Genomic DNA, 18,905 nt, shown 5'->3' with positions numbered 1-18,905 from the left:
CGATCAAATTTTTTTCGAGTAGAATCGCGCCAGAAATAAAGTCAAAAAAACTAACAAAGCTTTATTTTTTAATAGAAAAATAATGTAAAAAAACTGGATAAAATATGAAACTCAAAACACTCACTATTGCTTTAGCCATGTTCTGCTTTTGCCCAATGACAGCACATGCAGCAGACCTCGTCGGGACCTGGAAAACCATAGATGACAAAACAGGCTATGCCCGTGCTGAAGTCCAAATCACCAAATTAAAAGACGGCAGCTATAGCGGTAAAATCACCAAAGTACATGCCATCCCTAACCGCCCTGTCACCACGATTTGTGAAAAATGCGAAGGTAAACTCAAAAATGCACCCTTAATTGGTTTACCGATATTCTCTGGCTTCAAACATAATGCAAAAGAGAATGCCTATACCGATGGCAAGGTGATCGACCCACTTTCAGGCTATACCTATCAAGGTAAAGGGCAATTGAATGCGCGCGGCAATGTGCTGACACTTCGAGGTTATGTTGGAACCACGCTCCTCGGCCGGACGGTATCTTGGATCCGCGTCAACTAAAGCGGCCTTTTGGCTTTCATTGGCATGATGAACTCAACTCCAGACGAGTTCATCATGCCAATAACAATCTACTTTGAGATGAATTCCGACTATTTTACTAGTGCGTAGACGTTCAGCATAAACCTCATTTAGCGCCAACACGTTCATGTTTTGGCTCAAAATATAAATACCAATCCTTAAAAAATCACTAGAATATTCATATTATTTCAGGCTACATTAAACCCATAACATTTTTATGCCTTTAAGTTTTAGGCATCCGCTTTTTGTGTAATGTGGGTAATTGTATGGCTGTTAAATTCCTCCCTTCTATCCTGTTCGGCATGTTCTCCATCTGCAGTTTATCCTCTGCTTTTGCAGCGATTGACCCCTTAGTGGGGACATGGAAAACCATTGATGATAGAACAGGTTATTCACTTGCCGATGTGGTGATTCGCAAAGATAAGCATGACCTGTATTCAGCCACCATTATCCAAAGCCGAAGCGTACCGGGAACGGCAAATGTTTCGACATGCACGCAATGCACCGGTGCTCAGAAAAATAAACCCATGGTCGGTTTAACCACTTTAAGCGGCCTAAGCGCTGATCCAGAAAAGCCCAATGAATTTGTGGGTGGAGTGATGCTCAATCCCAAATCAGGCAAGCACTACAATGCACGCGCTCGTTTGATGAATAATGGCAAGCATTTAATCATCAATGGTCGTACTGAAGGCTCTGCAATTGGACGCAATGTCACTTGGGTCAAAAACTAAGCACGAGGCCTTTAAATCATTAAAGGCCTTTTTTAACTTAAAAATTAGAGTAAAAACTCCATATTAAAGCAGCGTTTTAAATAATTCTGCCAAATACATCACAAACTATCACATTGATTTTGTAGGGCTTTATATATAAATTAGGCAACTTACTCTAAAAACACAATTCTGAATTTTCAGGGGATGAAATGAAAAAAATATATCAACAATTATTTGCCGGAATAGTACTTAGCACTTTGTCAGGATTGTCAATCGCTGCGGAAACCGATCCGCTAGTGGGTAAGTGGAAAACTGTCGATGACCGCACCGGATATTCACGTGCAGACGTTGAAATTCGCAAAAAGGCCGATGGAAGCTATGAAGGCATCATTGTCACCACACGCAATGTCCCTGGCACTGAAAAAATGGGCGTCTGCTCGAACTGCCCAGGTGAATTGAAAAATAAACCTTTTATCGGCTTGCCATTTATTTGGGACTTTAAACAAGATCCAAAAAATCCACGTGAATTCCAAAACGGTAAAGTTCTGGACCCGATTGGTGGAAAAATCTATAAAGGCAAAGCAAGACTTAGTGCTTCAGGAAAACATTTAACTATACGTGGGTATGTTGGTGTATCTGTGATTGGTCGTAGTGTCACTTGGATAAAATATTAATTTTAAATGTGTTTTTAAAAGCCTCCTCGTGAGGCTTTTTTATTGTCATGTTTTGAAACAATAAGATGCTGTTTGCCCCTATGACAGTTTGATGAACCCTTCTATATTGATTAAAACATGATCAATATCTATACAGAGAGTATGCCAGACAATCACTATCAAACTTTAGGGATCGCCCGAGATGCTTCGGCAGATCAAATTAAAAAAGCCTATCGAAAATTGGCGCGTAAATATCACCCTGACGTCAGCAAAGAAGCTGATGCTGAAGCGCGCATGCAAGCGATTAATGTTGCATACGACACCTTGAGTGATGCCGAAAAGAAAAAACAATACGATTTTGAACTCGATCATCCACAAGGATTTGCTGGGTTTAATGCTGGCAACCAAGGTGGTTTTGACCAATCTCAGTTTTATCGCCAATCGACGAGTGATGGTCAGCATGCGGACTTTAGTGGATTTGAAGACTTGTTTGGTCGTTTTGGGCAAGGCTTTGGTGGCGGTGACTATCAGTATCAACGTGCAAACCGCCAAACCAAGAGCTTCCGTGGTGAAGACCAACACGCCAGTTTAGAAGTGGATTTAGAAATCGCATTTCATGGTGCAACGCAGAATATCACCTTACAGATTCCAAGCCTCAACGCCCATGGTGAGCCTGAAGTCCAACGTAAAACCCTGCAAGTCAAAATTCCTGCAGGTATGAAATCAGGTCAACAAATTCGACTCTCCGGCCAAGGGCAAGCCGGCTATAACGGTGGAGCCGCTGGCGATTTATACATTGAAATTTTGTATAAACAAACCGAGCAAACCCGTGTAGAAGGTGTTGATATTTTCCAACAACTGAATATCAGTCCATGGGAAGCCGCATTGGGTCAAAAAATTGCATTTACCAGTCCTGATGGCAAAACATTAGAACTACAAATTCCTAAAAATGCACGTACTGGGCAGCAGCTACGATTAAAGGACAAAGGGATACCAAACAAAACACCCGGACACCTTTACCTGATTTTAAATATACAGATACCAGCTGCACAAACCGAACAAGAGCAACAAGCATATGCGGCTTTTGCTCAAGCTTTTCCGTCATTTAATCCACGACAGTCTTAAGGAGAGCACCATGACAACAATTCATTATCGTGAAATTGTCTGTGACGGATGTAAACAGACTGAAATCGTAGACGAAAAAAGTAGTTTTGATCTACAACACTTTGCCTCTGCCTGTGGGCAAAGTCCAGAATGGGTTCTGCAACTACTCGAATACGATATTCTGCCTAGCCGTTCAGAAGACAGGATTCATCAATTTTTTGGCGATGATATATCTCGCGCACGGCGTGCGTATCGGCTTCAACGAGATTTCGATGCCAGTTTTACTGCGGTCGCTATGATGCTTGATTTAATTGACGAAGTTCAACAACTACGTCGCCAAGTCAAACACCAACAGTTTCATTCACATTAAATGTAATCATGAACGCTCTGCCTCGCAGGGCGTTTGTCTTTTCTTGTAGAGTTTGTCTTGTAGAGGAAGTGATCGACAACCATGAAAACACGAGATTGCAATAAAAAAGTCAAAAACATGTTTCCTGAGTACCGTGATTTGGTCTCTCAGTTACGTGATGAAAATCCATATTTTGCACGGATCTTTGAAGAACATGATGAGTTAGATCGTGAAATTATTCAATTGGAATTAAATCCTGTCAATCACCATAACACGGATATTGAGACCATTAAGCGTAAGAAATTAAAGCTAAAAGATGAAATTTATCGCTTGCTGAAAAGTAACGAAAATGATGATATCTCTTGAGATATCGATTCATGTATAGGGGATTTTTCATGATGCATGTCGTTCGCAGTACAACCCACAAGGCTACGCAATTGAATTACTAAGACCATAAGGATCGGTCAAATCGCGTTGTACTGCAGATTTTTAAAAAACAATAAAATCATGACAAAGGATTCATCATGCAAATACATCATGTACTATTTGGAGCATTACTCAGTTTCAGCGGTCTGTTGCATGCCAATGATATGACCGGTGTTTGGAAAACAATTGATGACCAAATAGGATATTCACGCGGCGATGTCACCGTCGTTAAAAATGCTGATGGGACGTATAGCGGAACACTCACTGCAATATGCCCATTGCCGTACAAACCCTTGGTTGAAGTATGCTTAAAATGTAATGGCAAACTCAAAAATGCTCCCTTGGTGGGCCTCGAAATTATCAAAGGATTTAAACCAGACCCACAACATCCAAATGAATATAGCAATGGAACCGTACTGGATCCCCTCTCGGGCAATGTCTATAAAGGCAAAGGCAAGCTGAGTGCAAATGGCAAACGTTTAACCATGCGCGGCTATATTGACGTGTCCGCACTCGGACGTAGCACCACATGAATTCGTAATGATTAGCAACTAAACCCATCCTTCTGAGAAGCTGATGCGAATTATTTGAGTTTCGTCAGCTTCTCAATTTCTTTCATGGTTTTAACCGTACCTTTGACTGTGCCCTTCACCGTCTGTTTGATTGGTTCATAATCCATAAACCAAAACAGATTCATGTGTTGATCGCCGTGCTGCTGTGCCAACATATCAATCACGCTTTTTTCACCGCGCCCGACCAAATGCCGTCGATAAAAATAATACAGTAGTAAAATCGTGGTCATCAGCATGATGCCGAGCATGATCCAAAAACCGGTTGGCGATTTGAGTCCCGGAATAAACTCAAAGTTCATACCGTATATACCGGTTAATAAGGTTAATGGTGCGAAAATTGCCGTAATAATCGCCAGAATCCGCATATTTTCATTGGTTTGGTTAGCAACGGCTGAAAAATGCAGATCAATGGCGGCCTGCACGGCACTGCGTAATCGGGTGGTATGTTTTTGAATGCGTTCGATATGGCTGGTTAAATCATCTACGCGAACCAGCATGATATCCTGCTTTTCACTGCGCTTTTTTCCTTTCAAATGTGGGTAATTATCCACAACTTCATCACGCAGTTCTTGCAAGGCTTCAATTTGCTCTTCACACAAATTTTCCACTTGCTGAAAAGCCATATTTTCCTGCAGCAGCTGATGCCACTTGGTAAAACGCCGATGCCCTTGCAGCAATTCTTGCTGCCAAAACTCGACACGGCGGGTCAAAGGAACACGTAAATCCAAGTAACCATCTACCATATTATTCAGTAAGCGCAATGCCAAATCTAAGGGTGTGATGGCTAATTTTCGTGGTTTATTTTGTTCATCAATCGGACGAGACATTAAAGTTTCAAGCCGTTGGATATAACTTTCAATGGCTTTGTTGCCTTTTTCGCGCACCGTAATCAGCACTTGGGGCGTGATCAAAAAACTGATCGGAGTGGTCGCCAAACCAAAGACCCGCTCATGCTTTTCAAGAGCTTCTGCACCTGCAGCAATTTGGTCATCGGGTGTGACCATTTTTCTAAAAATTAATAAATCATAATCATCGAGTGTGTCAAAGGCACACGGATGCTCTAAATTTAAAATATCCCGCAGATGGTATTCATTGACCCGTAGATCTGATGCCTGAAAAATATCACTCTGCCACTGCTCTGGGCGGTTGACGACATCTTCACGGGTACAATCAATCCAAATAAACTCAGGCTCAAGTTCAGGATGATGCTCACATTGCACTTGGTCTTGCACATAGATATGCGCGGCTGTTGGATGCTGAAAAAAATAATAGGTTTGCATATCTCATTTATTATTGTGTTTACTTTTTGCATGATGCCATAAAAAAAGCCTTGAGCAAGTCAAAGTTCATACTCTGACTACACTCAAGGCTTTTTAGAATCCATTCACAGAGCCGAAACCCTGTGAATCAACAAACCATTAAGCTTGTTCGATGTCTTTCATGGTTAATTTGATACGACCACGGTTGTCGACATCAGCAACTTGTACTTTGATCTCTTGACCTTCAGACAATACGTCTGAAACGTTCGCAATGCGTTCGTTAGAAATTTGAGAGATGTGAAGTAAGCCATCAGTACCTGGAAGGATGTTTACAAACGCACCAAATTCAACGATACGGATTACTTTACCAGTGTAGATTGTACCTGGTTCGATTTCAGCAGTAAGCGCTTGGATTTTCGCAACAGCAGCAGAAGCAGCCGCTTTGGTTTCACCAAATACGCGAACTGTACCGTTGTCTTCGATATCAATTGCCGCTTTGGTTTCTTCAGTGATTTGACGGATTGTTGCACCGCCTTTACCAATCACGTCACGGATCTTATCAGGGTTGATGTTGATCACTTGGAATGTAGGTGCATGCATTGAAATTTCAGGACGAGCACGTGAAATCACTTGGTTCATTGCATTTAAGATGTGCATACGACCTGCATACGCTTGGTTTAATGCAACTTCCATGATTTCTTCAGTGATACCTTCGATTTTGATATCCATTTGAAGTGCAGTAATACCGTTTGCAGAACCGGCTACTTTAAAGTCCATATCACCAAGGTGGTCTTCATCACCCAAGATGTCAGAAAGCACTGCGAAACGTTCGCCTTCTTTCACAAGACCCATCGCAATACCAGCAACTGGCGCTTTAATTGGCACACCAGCATCCATAAGTGATAAAGAAGCACCACATACAGACGCCATTGAAGATGAACCGTTTGATTCAGTAATATCAGATACGATACGAATCACGTACGGGAAGCGGTCAGCTGCAGGAAGAACAGCTTGTACACCACGACGCGCTAGACGACCATGACCGATTTCACGACGTTTAGGACCAGATTCACGACCAGTTTCACCTACAGAGTATGCAGGGAAGTTGTAGTGCAACATGAAGTTGTCAGTTTTCGTACCTGCTAATGTATCCACCATTAACGCATCACGTGTATTACCCAAAGTTGTTGTTACCAACGCCTGAGTTTCACCACGTGTAAATAATGCAGAACCGTGAGCACGGTCTAATACACCAACTTGTACGTCAAGCGCACGAACTGTTTTCGTATCACGGCCATCAATACGTGGCTTACCTGACAAGATGTTGTCACGTACTGTACGGTATTTAAGGTCTTCGAATAATTCAGCTAAGTCGTCAGCGATACCATCAACGTCATCTTCTGGAACGAATTGAGCAACAGCTTCAGCTTGAAGCGCATCAAGTGCTGCATAACGATCGTGTTTAACCGCGATTGTGTATGCTTCAGAGATTTTCGCTTCAAACGCTTCTTTTAATTTTGCACGAAGGTCTTCGTTTTTCGCAGGTGCAGTCCAAGTAGACTCTGTTGCACCAGCAGCTGCAGCAAATTCTTTAATCGCTTGGATCGCGATTTGCATTTCGTCATGACCGAACAATACAGCGCCAAGCATTTGGTCTTCAGAAAGTTCTTTCGCTTCTGATTCAACCATCAATACCGCAGATTCTGTACCTGCAACCACAAGGTCAAGGTCAGATTCTTTTAGCTGTTCGTGATTCGGGTTAAGGATGTATTCACCGTTGATTAAACCAACGCGAGCACCACCGATTGGACCACGGAAAGGTGTACCTGCAATTGCAAGTGCAGCTGAAGTACCTAACATTGCAGCAATGTCAGCTTCCATTGTCTTATCAGAAGAAATAACAGTCGCAGTCACTTGAATTTCGTTGTAGTAACCTTCTGGGAACAATGGACGAATTGGACGGTCAATTAAGCGTGAAATAAGCGTTTCAGCTTCAGACGCACGGCCTTCACGTTTACCATAACCACCTGGAATACGACCTGCAGCATATTGTTTTTCTTGGTAGTTAACAGTCAATGGGAAGAAGTCTTGACCTGCTTTCGCTGTTGGCTGAGCAACAACAGCAACAAGAACTTGTACACCACCCATAGTGATGATCACAGTATTCGCTTGACGCGCAATACGACCTGTTTCTAGGACAACTTGATGCTGACCATATTGGAATTCTTTACGAATAATATTAAACATCGACATGTTTTATTTTTTCCTGATTTTATTCTAGTGGAGACCCCTAAGGTTTGGCATTCATTCAACGCCCCAAACGCTGTAACATAAATGACAAAGCTTAGAAGCCGACCTCACTAGAGATTAAAAACATTAATTTAAAATACTAATTTAAGACACAAAGAAGGAGCGAATCATCGCCCCTCCCCATTATCCAACCAAGGTTGGATAGACTTTAGTTTTCAGTAATACGGCACTTAGCATGCAATAGTCCGAAAATAAAAGTTTAAATCGAATTAACGACGTAAACCTAAAGCAGCAATCAATGCGCTGTAACGAGTAGCGTCTTTACCTTTAAGGTAGTCAAGAAGCTTACGACGTTGGTTAACCATACGAATAAGACCGCGACGGCTATGGTGGTCGTGTTTGTGCTCTTTGAAGTGACCTTGTAAATCATTGATTTGAGCAGTTAAAAGAGCTACTTGAACTTCTGGTGAACCAGTGTCGTTTTCAGCGCGAGCGAATTTTGCAATGATCTCTGCGCGATCTGCGTTTGTTAAAGCCATTCGATTTCTCCGAGATGCTTATAAAGTTAACTTTTGATACGAATCAACTGATAAATCAGCTGACTGCCGTGCATCACTACAGCAAGTGCATTATATTAAGGGAAAATCGTCTTAATTGCAAAAAGAGATAGCCGACTTCGTCAGGTTATGTTAATGACAATAACGCCTTATTTTTCCTCTCGATTCCATTATAAATTTTTTATATGTTTCGACACTCTATACGACACAAAACTGCATATTTCCAACACATTGAATTCCATATTATTGAATGAATTTTAAACTTATTTTTGATACATTTTGCCACTCGATGTTTAGAATACAAAACTCAAACTGGAATGATTAAAAAAAAAGCCCGAGCTGGGCTCGGGCTTTTTTGCGCTGTAGTTTCTTCTTTTTTAGTTATTGTTTTATTATTTATTGTTTTATGTGGCGCTTTTCCGCGTCCTTATATTAAACATTCCATGTTTTAACTTGCACTTCCTTATGTGGTAGATTTTGCCACAACGGCTGTTAGATAAAAGTCGTATTTTTCGTATCTATATGTAAGCTTTTTCGTACATCGGTTAAGCTCTATTTCTTTTCTGTTACAGCATATAGGCATTTCTTATTTTCTATACATAAAAAAGCCTTGTAGTCTCTCCCAAAACTACAAGGCTTAGCGGCTGTAAGTTTCCTATTTCCTTACTTCACTGTAAGTTCGCTGTCTTTTGACGTTATTCTTATACTTTTGCGATTTTACTCAACCATCCGTGTTGAGTTCTTTTTCTGTGAAGTCATCTTCTCAAAAAGCTCTAAGAAGCTCTATGCGCAAATCTCCTGAATCAATGTAAGCTATTTCTTACAAAATACGGTACATTTTGCCCAGGCTTTACAAAGATAGGTGATTGTTAATTTTTTCTAACAAACCACTAACTCGTGCTGTTCTTTTTATAAGCGCTTTTGCCAATGCATCTTTTGCAACAAGTAAACTCACCACTTTTTTTGCACGTGTGATAGCGGTATAAATCAGCTCTTTACTCATCATTTCGGTTGCATGATTTTCCAAAACTACCGCCGTATGGGTAAATTCAGAACCTTGAGACTTATGTATGGTCAATGCATAGGCAGTTTCTATATTTTTAGGTAACCGTGTTGCCACAACCCATTTATCCAAACTCGGAAAATAAACCTCAAACTGCGACTTTTCCGCCATCGGTCGTTTTAAGCAAATCCCAATATCACCATTTGATAGTCCAAGTTGATAATCGTTATAGGTCATCATGACTGGACGACCGACATACCAATCCCCTTGTTTCAACACACCCAAGGCATTTAAGACCCGAAGTTCAATCTGCTGATTGAGTTCGTGTAAGCCTAATTTTCCATGTCGAATGGCCGATAGAATCCGATAATCATCAAAATAGCGAATCAATTGGGCTAACCAATCTGCATATTCAGCGGGTTGCTCTGGCCATTGTTTTAACCATGCCACATAGGGCTGAAAACCATACATCAGTTGATCATAATATTTTGCCCAATGTGCCGCACTGTTTGTAGCGTCGGGGAGATATTGCAACTGAATCACATCGCTCATATTCGGTGTCAGTTGAATCGGCTGAAGTTCGGATGCAGATACCACCTGATGTTCGAATTTCGCCAGAACTTCTGTGGTTGTTTGCTGTTGTTCTTGTTGTTGAATAAAACGAGCAAACTCACCAATGGCTGCACCCTGTACAAAACGGCGGCTGGTCTGTAAATGTGTACGGTTGGCTTGTAAGGCATCCACATCCTGAAGATTAGCCAAAACTGCGCCAACATCGACCGAAGCCAACTGTTCTGCATCCCCCAATAGAATCAGCTTACTGTTCTGAGGGATTGCCGCGAATAGCATCTGCGCCAAACTTAAGTCCAACATAGAGGCTTCATCGACCACAATGACGTCATAGGGTAAGCGTTGACGTTCATTAAACCGCGGGATAGCGCGCGTCCCTAATCCCAATAGACGATGCAAAGTCACGGGTTTCAAATGTTTGTGAATAATCGAATAATGCTGCAATGCAGGATCTTTAAACGCTGCTTGTAAGGCTTCTTCCATGCGCTGCGCCGCTTTTCCTGTCGGCGCTGCCATGGCAATTCTTAAATTTGGATTTTGCTCATTCAACACGGCAATAATCCGAGCCAAGGTATAGGTTTTACCTGTCCCAGGCCCACCGGTAATGATATTAAAATTGTGCTGACACACCATGTGCAGTGCTTGGATCTGATGAGGATCGGTCAGTAAATCCTTTTCAATATTAAGCATCTGCGTTTGATTAAGATTTTGCTCTGTTTGCTGTTTTAAACGTGCAACTTGCTTGGCTAAAGCATTTTCTAGTGCCCAATAGCGATAAAGATAAAGTCGCTGTGAATCAAAAATAAAAGGCGCAACAGGTGTTTTTTCAGCTTGCTCGTGCTGAACCATCTGAGCCAAACATTGAATCTGCGCATCTTCGGCCAAAATACAACTATCGCCTTTTTCCACGGCTTGCATCAATTGTTGAATTAACTGATTTGCAGCAGGATGACTGGCCTGATTGGGTAAATAATGTTGGATTAAATAGTCAATCCAATCCGGCAAAACCGCATCTAAATCAGCTTTTTCTTGGGTATTTTGGGGAACTAAAACCTGCGTTTCTACAGTATTTTCTTGTCCCGCGTGCAAAGGCTGGGCTGATAAGGCTTTTTGATCATTTTCCACACAGTTATCCTCAAACTTATCCACAATGCAACTTGTTGTTTCAGCGTGAATATTTTTATCTTTTTCGTGCTTATTCACGTTTTAGCCACAACCTTTTCGCTCAATATTGCATCGAGGTTTTGAATGAATGTATCCGCCGGCTTCCAGTGATATACCCCACGATCGGACTGTCCATCCATACCGCGAAGATATAAATAACTCGCCCCACCCAAATGCTGCGTCATGTCATAGTCTTTCATCACGGCTTTCAAATAACGATGTAGGGCCACCAAATATAAAGCCGCCTGCAACCAGTAACTAGAATGACTCATACTTTCTCGAATATAGGCATGATTATAATGTGCGGTCTGATCGCCTAAGAAATTACTTTTATAATCGGCAATGTGATAACGCTGACCATCATAATATACCAAGTCAATCGACCCCGTCAGATAGCGTGCCGTAAACACATCATTCAAATCTTGTATCTGTAAATCTGGCTCATTTAGGCTTTCAAATAGCATGCGTATTTTACGTATTGCCAATGCACGATCCGCCATACTTAAATGAAAGTCCATTTCTGAACGGTATTCGCCATCGTTTAACTGATGCAGGCTAAAACCATCATGCAACGGTGTATGAATGATTTGACTGTACCATTCCTGCATTTCTTCAATCAGTTCAGCTTCGTCTTGTTCAGGGTTCGCCGTTTGCCCAAACTGTTTAATCAAATTTTGCAATATTTGCGGCGAATCAAACTCAACATCACTGTGAAAGCGCGATGCGATGGCTTTGGCCAACTTATCTTCTGGAGTGCTAAATCGAACTTTTTCCATCAACTTGTGCAAGAAACTTCCGGGCTTGGTTCCCTTTGGAAAATGCCGTTTAATCCAGCTAATTTTCTCTGCAGTTTCTGCTTCAATGATTTCAATTTGTTCAACTTCATCGGCAGCACTGTCTTCTGGCTCGGTCATGACCGCTGCCAGTTGGTCACGTTGTATATGTGCCTTATGTGTCGTGCGCGTGAGCGCGGTAAAGCTGGTGGTTTCCCGTGGATAAAAATGGCTGTTAGGAATTTCTGCCGCGTCTAATACAACAGCTTCAACCTGAGTCTGAGTCAAAATCGGTGGTGCTGCACGCAAAACATCAGCATCCACACTTTCTGCATGTTGGAACAGATCAGGTTCGCTTCCACGCCAAAAAGTCAGTCCTGAACGCGCTTCTGCCATTCGTTTCTTTTCGACTTCATGATGACGTAGCACAGCATAGACACGATAACTGGCACGGGTCAACGCCACGTACCACAAGCGATGATGCTCTGCTTCATTGCGCGCATCATTTTGTTGAATATCATCTTCGGGTAAGTCCGAAGACTTCACGGCAATCACACGTTCTAACCCAAGGCTTTTTTGCTGATTGTCTTTAAGTGAAAAATTCAAATTGCCTTTTTCACTTAAGCCTGCATTTGCTCCCAATAAAAATACACAACCAAACTCTAAGCCTTTGGATGCATGGATCGTCATCAATTGCACCCCCAATTGCCCAGTCAATTTTCGCTCTTGGGTGCTTTCATTATTGATGCCTAAATTGATTTGGCGAATAAACCATTGATAAAGCTTATGTGCACCTGTGTAATGTTCACTTTGCTGACTTAATAATTCTGCGATATGGCGTAAATTCACCACTGTGCGTTCATTATCTCGACTTTGCCCAGCCACCAAACGCGTCCACACCTGAAAGACCGTCATGCAGCTATTCCACGCGCTGCGGAATCCTTGCTCATTCCAAATTTGTCGGATCTGTTCGAGTTTTTCGATAATTTCGCTCAGTCCATCTGCCTGCTGTTCGAGTGCGACCAGTTGTTTCAGATCAAAACCCAATAAACGGCTCAGCAGCGCACGTTTCACCTTGGCTTCTTGATAAGGATTTAAAATCGCCGTCAGCAAAGCGGCAACATCTTGTGCGACGGAACTTTTATAGACACTGTCCCGAGAGGCTTTATAACAAGGAACGCCCAGCTGCAATAAACATTGTTGCACTTGCTCTAAGTCGAAATGGTTTTGCCCCAAGACCGCAATATCGTTTGCTGTCAGTGCTCGCTGGATATTGTTGTCTTGAAAATATAAATGTCCTTGCTGAGCTTGGTTGAGTAATGACTGAATCTGCCAAGCTACTTGTTCAGCTTCATTTAGCGTTTCATCCAAAGCCAACCAACGCAGCGGTTGTGGATTGACTTGATCATGATCAATCAACGGAGGATGCTCGCGCTCCCCTGCTTGAATTGGGGTGTATTCAACTTGCTCACCAAAATCCATTTGCCGATGAAACAAGGCATCCACCACTTCAACCAAATTTTTGACTGAACGATGGTTTTTGTTCAAGGTATAACAACGTCCACCCTTAGTTTGAATATCATGACGCGCTTTACGATAGGTCAGCATGTCACCGCCACGGAACCCATAAATCGCCTGTTTGGGGTCGCCGACCATAATCATACAACCCTGATGTAAGCGCTCCTTGACCCGCCAAATACTGGATAGCATGTCATCTTGATCTTGGTTGGTGTCTTGAAATTCATCGACTAAAATCAGCGGATATCGTGCCAAAACATGAGCGGCGAAACTGTCTTTCCCTGCTGCTGAGCTTTGCTGTAAGGCTTCCGATAAGGTCCTAATTTGTTGTGAAAAGGTGGTTTCGCCAGCGTGGGACAACACTTGAGGTAAACGCTTTTTGACTTCCTGCGCCAAATAAAAGTTTAGAAATTGCTCTGCTTGATTGATATGTTCATAAGCGCTGAGTACCGCTCGGAGTTGTTGAACAAAAGCATGTTGATAAAATTCTTTTGAGACATCTGGCTGCTCTTCAACGACTTTGTCTTTAAAGACACGTGGCTTGAATTCAGTTTTATTCAGATCATAAAACAATGAACGAATGGCTTTCATTGTCGCTTGTAACACGTCGGACTGAGTCAATACCCCTTGGCTACCCGAATCTTCAAAGTGCTGTAAAAACTCGGGAATGCGTGTGTTAAAGGTGACAAAGAATGCCCCTTTATTAAAACGTCGAGCGTCGACAAGGTTCTTATAATGACTTGCGGCATCAAAACACGCTGCAAGTTCTACACGAGCAGCAGGCAGCATTTGCGCAAGCTGATGACACATCGCCTCAAAATGTGCCAAAGCATTTTCGGGTAATTCAGGGACACGTAAATCCACCGATGGGAAGTTTAGACTTTCCTTTACCACGCCCAGATAGTATTCAGGGCCTTTCAACTGATGATTCAACAGCAAATATTCTATCAAATGCGCAGGCTGCTGCTGAATCCAATCTCTTAATAAATCATGAATAATACGTTCAATATGTAGATCTTCATCTTCACTGATTTGCACCTGTTCGATACGACCACTTTCAAAGGCAAATTCACGTAATAACTTTTGACTAAAGCTGTCTAAAGTTCCGACAAAGAGTTCTTCATATTGTTGTAAGACCACGTTCAGCCGATTGTAGGCATAATCTAAGTGATGCCCATGATCTTTCAGCACTTGCTGATACAAAGGGTCACTCAAACTTTGCTGAAGCTCGGCCAACTCATCTTGAGAAGCCGCGAGCAGGCCATAAATAAAGTCACGGGTTTCTTCAATCCGCAGTCGTACCCGCGCTTTGAGTTCCGCTGTGGCTTTACGAGTAAAAGTGGTGGCAATGACCTGATTCGGCATATAGCGATCTAGAAAAATCCGCACCATCAGACTGGAAAGCGTATAGGTTTTCCCTGTACCCGCAGAAGCCTCTATCCAATGCAGTCCCGTAAAGCTCATGTCTGCAATCGGGTTGGTGGACATATTCATCGTTTGCTGTGGCATATTCATTTTTTCACCTCAGGCTTGATGACATTAAGTTTTTTTAGGCCGTCATCTGCCTCGGTATCCATCACATGATATAAACGTTCTGCATAATAACGACAGGACAATGCCAGAAGCTCATCTGCCGCTTGTTGCTGTAAAATAAAGCTCCAATCACGATGGTGGCTATTGGCTTCATTCGACTCCAACTCCACACCACCAAAACTATGATTTTTCAACCATTCCTCTTGAAGTTTTGCAAAATTATCTGGCATGAGTTGGCCTGTTTCATTTTCCACCCAAGTGCATTTTTCTTGGCGAATTAAGGCAGCAGGCAGCACCACAGGACGTTTTTGTGCATGTTTCCACATCGCCAGCCATTCACTGAGCTGCAGCTTGGCTTGTGCAGAGCTTAATCCGCAACAAACAATGCTTTTATCATTACAAATTACTTCACGACGATACGTCGCGCCCTCATCGCCTAAGTCTAAATAGCTCAACCACAGTAGATATTCGAGCCACGTTTGCGTCTGACGTTTAGGCTTTGCCCCAGACGCCATACAGCTTAACCAATGCATACTCTGACGGTCTTCAGGCACGGTGATGCTCAATATCAAATGCGGTTCAAGCTGTAGGTTTTGTAGGGTGGTCGCGGTTACACGGCGTCCATTTAAACGCTCTAATAACTGTGCCTGCTCTTGCAAACTGAGCTTCCAAGTCGCTATTTGGCTATGTCCCACAGGCAGTACATCTTGGAACAAGGCCATGTCCGGTTCAGATGGAATCGTAGTGTTCTGATCCTCTGTTTGATCGACACGAGAGGCAGGCTGCACATAATGCTTTTGCAATAATTCACGGACATGGTATTGCTGTAAACGGTCAAGTAATAAAGGCTCTTTCTGTGGTAACTGATCACCGGTATACACACTGGCCACACCAAGCGTTTTCAAATATGCCCGAGCTGGGAATACCACATCTTTAATCCATTCCTGACCATCTAACACCCTTACTTCTTGTGCATCATGCACTGGATAATCAAGGTTAATCCAGGGTTGGCGTTGTCCAGACTGATTTAAAATATGTTCCGCCACAGCAAACCATTGATCTTTATATCGTACGTTTTTCGACTGCTGAAATCCTGTCGGGTCAAATGGCTGCAAAGGATAAATATGATAGAGCGGTTCGAGTTGCTCTGGAATTCGTAACCCATCCAAATCCAACATGGCATCATGTGGCTGATCTAACTGCTGGGGTTGAATCATTCGAGCGAGGAATTGGCTAAACTCATAAATGACAGATGATGGTTCACGACTTTCACCTCCATTGACATCAAAGCCATTATAGAAAATCCATAAGGACTTTCGGGCAAATAACAAGGCATCTAAAAATGCACCTTTATCATCTTCCAAACGTGAGCGATCACCCAATACTGGCTTAAACACATCCATTAAATCAAAAGGTACTTTCTGATCACGACGTGGGAATTTTCCACTATCCATGTTCAACAACACCACCAGTGAAAATGGGACTTGACGGATTTTACCCATGTCTGCAAAGGTCACTGAACCAGTTGGTTCGATCTGATCGACAGAACCATCGATGCCTTGTTGTATCTCCTTGAGCAATAAAGATAGCGGTAAATTAAAGCTATTTGGTAGCGACTCGACTTTTTCACTTTGGGCATTTTTCAGTCGTTGTGTCATTGCACGCATCACACCGCGTATGGTTTCAAATGCTCGACCACTGGCTTCAACAAAAGGTTTTAAATCTGCATCTAGCTGTTGCAACCACGCTTTGACCGTCTGTGCACTGAGGTTCGGATTAAGCCAATCTCGACGCGCACTGATATCTTGATAGATCTGAATTAAGGTTTGCACCAACTCAAAATCACTACTCTGCACCCCTGCGAAACTTAAGGTATTCTCAAATACGGCATGCTGTGGAATCGCAATCCCTAACGCCAAACGGTCTAAAGCAAATTTAAAGGTATAACGATAATCTCGGTCTTGCTCAGACAAATAAGCCAACATGTGCTGTTCATCTAAACCACGACGGAAACCGGCTTGAATTAGCAGCTCCATCATACGTTCCATTTGTACATGGTCGAGCTGATACAGTTCTTGCACCGCATTCAAATTCAACCAATCGTGAAAATCTTCTGCGGTAAAACGACCTTGGCTAATTTCAATGCGTCCAACAAAGGCTTTCCATGCATTTTGAATATCTTGACTAACCACTCCTGCAATTTTTACTGGAATATAAGGTAAATCCACAGCACTGCGACCCATGCCTCGAGTCGTCGAAAAGACCGTCCGAATATGCGGTTCCAGTTCTTTTAAATTTGGTACCAAGACCAAGATATCACTCGGATGGCGTGGCTCTTGTTCCGAGCCTTCGGTCAACCAATATACCAACTGCTCACGTAAAACTTCTAACTGACGCAAGCTAGAATGACAGACATGAAATTGAATCGATTCATCTGAAACCGCGAGTGCATATTGATGCTGTTCGGGCTCTTCTAGAGTCATGATGTCATATTGAATTTGAGCGAGCAGCGTTGTCGGCTCAGTATCTGGAAAAATATCTTCCCAGCCTTCGCCACCAGACATATTCACCAATAATGCAAAGTTATCCCGCGCACGTTTGCCTAAACGAGTCAATAATGAATGCTGTGATTCACGAAATTCCGCATTGGTCGTACTCAGATAGGCCTGAATTTGCGCTGTGCTGACATTAGGATTTCGTTCAATATAACGCTGTTGCAATTTTAGGTTATAACGATCTTTCCAAACAGGATCGACCATGTCTGCCCAATACTCACGCGATGGGTTGAAATACAACAAATGTACTTCGGTATACGCCGCCAAACGATACAAAAATTTGAGTTGTGCAGGTGGTAGTTCTAAGGTAGTAAAGACAAAAATCTGTTCAGGTAAACCGTTATAGGTTTGATGACGCTCATCATCATCGCGTTCATCATCCTCAGCATCCTCAGCATCCAGATCAAACTGCTGCTGCCGATTTTGCTCAGCATGCGCCAAGGCAAACCAAAATTTATTGTCTATTTCCTGACGGTCATTAAAATCTTTTTTGAATACTTGATGCCACAGCCAACGCTGCCACTGCTCTAGTTGTCGAGCCTGCGTCGGTAAATATTCATCAGCTTGTTCAGGTTTCAGACCTGTGAGTTGCATAATATTTAATGGCTGGTTATGACTCCACGCTTTTAGCCAGTCGGTATCGCAATGTGGACAAATCCATTGCTCAACACCTTCATCAGGGGTATGAATACAACTGCCACGAAAGGCCATGTAGTTAGTAAAAAGCCGGGTGACTTGAGCAGCGATCCAGTACAACATTTCTTGGCGCTTTTGCTCACGTTTTTTTCGATCTGAGAGTTGTGCTGTGTTGTCAAAAATACGCTGAACTAAGGGCTGCACGTCTGTCGGAATCTGAGCAGCATCAAACGTATCAGCCGCAATAAAACCGGCTAGAGCATTATAAATACGCCATTGCATAATCAATGGCGGCATGTTGATACCTTTAATTCGCTCACGGTCTTGTTTGTTCGGCAAGGCCCAATCGTAGGCTTTCCACTGCAACCCTAAAATTTTACGATGATGCTTAATATTGGCACTAATACTGATTTTTTCAGCAACTTGTTTTTCTAACCATGCTGCAATGGCTTGATCGGGTACCACGATATGCCGTTCTTGCAAGACAGATAATGCATTAGTCGACTGATTTGATTTCAATTTTTTGATTAGACAATCCACCAAAACTTCGATTCTTTGACTCTGAATTACATGTATTGCCATGGATTACCTTTACAGCCTGAGTGACCAACTACTACAAAACAACAATGATTATTTACTATACATCTTGGGCTGTCTATGCGACTTTGACAAGAGAATAGATTGCAAAAAATGCTTTT

The 18,905-nt window shown here is 42.5% G+C and carries 13 protein-coding genes; 7 read left to right on the top strand and 6 right to left on the bottom strand.

Features of this window, described 5'->3' with window-relative positions:
* The first annotated feature begins 104 nt into the window (after positions 1 to 104).
* The 7 genes from FTU13_RS10705 to FTU13_RS10675 all read left to right on the top strand — a co-directional run bounded on the left by FTU13_RS10705 (position 105) and on the right by FTU13_RS10675 (position 4,350).
* A complete protein-coding gene (locus FTU13_RS10705; protein WP_180128258.1) occupies positions 105 to 557 on the top strand; it encodes a DUF2147 domain-containing protein in 453 nt (150 codons plus the stop codon).
* A 284-nt stretch (positions 558 to 841) separates the two neighbouring features.
* Positions 842 to 1,306: a DUF2147 domain-containing protein gene (locus FTU13_RS10700; RefSeq protein ID WP_180161112.1), complete on the top strand. Its 465-nt coding sequence runs from the start codon at positions 842 to 844 to the stop codon at positions 1,304 to 1,306.
* A gap of 188 nt (positions 1,307 to 1,494) precedes the next feature.
* On the top strand, positions 1,495 to 1,959 hold the full coding sequence (locus FTU13_RS10695) for a DUF2147 domain-containing protein (RefSeq protein ID WP_168377965.1): 465 nt from the start codon (positions 1,495 to 1,497) through the stop codon (positions 1,957 to 1,959).
* Between the two features lie 141 nt (positions 1,960 to 2,100).
* Positions 2,101 to 3,063 carry a DnaJ C-terminal domain-containing protein gene (locus FTU13_RS10690; protein WP_180035035.1) on the top strand — a complete coding sequence of 321 codons (963 nt, stop codon included), beginning with the start codon at positions 2,101 to 2,103 and terminating at the stop codon, positions 3,061 to 3,063.
* A gap of 10 nt (positions 3,064 to 3,073) precedes the next feature.
* Positions 3,074 to 3,412 (top strand): chaperone modulator CbpM, encoded by a 339-nt coding sequence (locus FTU13_RS10685; RefSeq protein ID WP_111885626.1) that lies wholly within the window; start codon positions 3,074 to 3,076, stop codon positions 3,410 to 3,412.
* Between the two features lie 81 nt (positions 3,413 to 3,493).
* Positions 3,494 to 3,757, top strand: a complete 264-nt coding sequence (locus FTU13_RS10680; RefSeq protein WP_078192816.1) for a YdcH family protein — start codon at positions 3,494 to 3,496, stop codon at positions 3,755 to 3,757.
* A gap of 158 nt (positions 3,758 to 3,915) precedes the next feature.
* Entirely contained in the window at positions 3,916 to 4,350 is a 435-nt protein-coding gene (locus FTU13_RS10675; RefSeq protein WP_180128256.1) for a DUF2147 domain-containing protein, read from the top strand.
* Positions 4,351 to 4,400: 50 nt separating this feature from the next.
* On the opposite strand, the gene FTU13_RS10670 is transcribed toward FTU13_RS10675, so the two are convergent.
* The 6 genes from FTU13_RS10670 to FTU13_RS10645 all read right to left on the bottom strand — a co-directional run bounded on the left by FTU13_RS10670 (position 4,401) and on the right by FTU13_RS10645 (position 18,789).
* Positions 4,401 to 5,669 (bottom strand): magnesium transporter CorA family protein, encoded by a 1,269-nt coding sequence (locus FTU13_RS10670; protein ID WP_180128254.1) that lies wholly within the window; start codon positions 5,667 to 5,669, stop codon positions 4,401 to 4,403.
* Positions 5,670 to 5,807: 138 nt separating this feature from the next.
* Positions 5,808 to 7,895, bottom strand: coding sequence for a polyribonucleotide nucleotidyltransferase (gene pnp, locus FTU13_RS10665; RefSeq protein WP_180035036.1), 2,088 nt, complete (start codon positions 7,893 to 7,895; stop codon positions 5,808 to 5,810).
* A gap of 272 nt (positions 7,896 to 8,167) precedes the next feature.
* On the bottom strand, positions 8,168 to 8,437 hold the full coding sequence (rpsO, locus tag FTU13_RS10660; protein ID WP_067761248.1) for a 30S ribosomal protein S15: 270 nt from the start codon (positions 8,435 to 8,437) through the stop codon (positions 8,168 to 8,170).
* A gap of 868 nt (positions 8,438 to 9,305) precedes the next feature.
* A complete protein-coding gene (recD, locus tag FTU13_RS10655) occupies positions 9,306 to 11,033 on the bottom strand; it encodes an exodeoxyribonuclease V subunit alpha (protein ID WP_257226688.1) in 1,728 nt (575 codons plus the stop codon).
* A 194-nt stretch (positions 11,034 to 11,227) separates the two neighbouring features.
* Positions 11,228 to 14,998, bottom strand: a complete 3,771-nt coding sequence (locus FTU13_RS10650; protein WP_257226687.1) for a UvrD-helicase domain-containing protein — start codon at positions 14,996 to 14,998, stop codon at positions 11,228 to 11,230.
* Complete coding sequence (locus FTU13_RS10645) at positions 14,995 to 18,789, bottom strand: exodeoxyribonuclease V subunit gamma (protein ID WP_180161111.1); 3,795 nt, start codon at positions 18,787 to 18,789, stop codon at positions 14,995 to 14,997. Before FTU13_RS10645 ends, FTU13_RS10650 begins: the two co-directional genes overlap by 4 nt.
* Between the last annotated feature and the right edge of the window lie 116 nt (positions 18,790 to 18,905).

This window comes from Acinetobacter sp. YH12064 (assembly GCF_013419735.1).
In the GTDB taxonomy this organism is placed as follows: Bacteria; Pseudomonadota; Gammaproteobacteria; order Pseudomonadales; family Moraxellaceae; genus Acinetobacter; species Acinetobacter amyesii.
Note: the sequence above shows the minus strand (reverse complement) of the source record. Positions and strands in the feature narration are given on the sequence as shown.